Genomic DNA, 725 nt, shown 5'->3' with positions numbered 1-725 from the left:
GGCAAGCCAGCGGAATCCGCGCCGACGAACACACAACGTGAAGTCCCCCAAAAGGATAACACCGGCAAGACGACGCTGATCTCGAAGACAGAAACCGCCGAGAGATCTGCGCCTGCTGCTGTTTCCGGAGAAAAGCCGGAATCGGTCACGATCGCTGCTGAAGGCCATGATGATCTGAAGCGCATCAAAGGTATCGGCCCTAAGAACGAAGATGCGCTCAATGAGCTCGGCATCTTCACCTTCCGACAGATCGCGGACTGGACGCCAGCCAATGTTGATTGGGTTGAAGACTATATGAGCTTCCCGGGTCGCATTGAGCGGGAAGACTGGATCGCGCAAGCAAAAGAGTTGGCCACGGGTGGCGAGACCGAGTTCTCGAAGCGGGTCGATGCGGGGCAAGTTGCCTCCAGCAAGGATGATGAGGACTAGGCCATGCTGCAGGACAAGGATCGCATCTTCACAAACCTCTATGGTTTGCACTCACCCGACCTCGAAGCGGCGAAGAAACGCGGCGCCTGGCACCTCACCAAGGAGATGCTGGATCAGGGGCCAGACTGGATATGCGACCAGATCAAGGCCTCCGGCCTGCGTGGTCGCGGCGGCGCTGGCTTCCCGACCGGTCTGAAATGGACGTTCATGCCGAAGGAAGTGCGTGATCGACCGCACTATCTCGTCGTCAATGCTGACGAGTCCGAGCCCGGTACCTGCAAAGACCGCGAGATCAT

General features: G+C 58.3%; 2 pseudogenes. Both read left to right on the top strand.

What is annotated here, in order from left to right:
• Positions 1-429 (top strand): annotated as a pseudogene (locus B4F73_RS16050) (hypothetical protein); the annotation flags it as partial.
• A 3-nt stretch (positions 430-432) separates the two neighbouring features.
• Positions 433-725 (top strand): annotated as a pseudogene (locus B4F73_RS16045) (NADH-quinone oxidoreductase subunit F); the annotation flags it as partial.

Origin of the sequence: Hyphomonas sp. UBA3601 (genome assembly GCF_002375605.1) — a bacterium.
Taxonomy (GTDB): domain Bacteria; phylum Pseudomonadota; class Alphaproteobacteria; order Caulobacterales; family Hyphomonadaceae; genus Hyphomonas.
The sequence above is the reverse complement of the archived record's forward strand: the minus strand, read 5'-3'. Positions and strand labels throughout refer to the sequence as shown.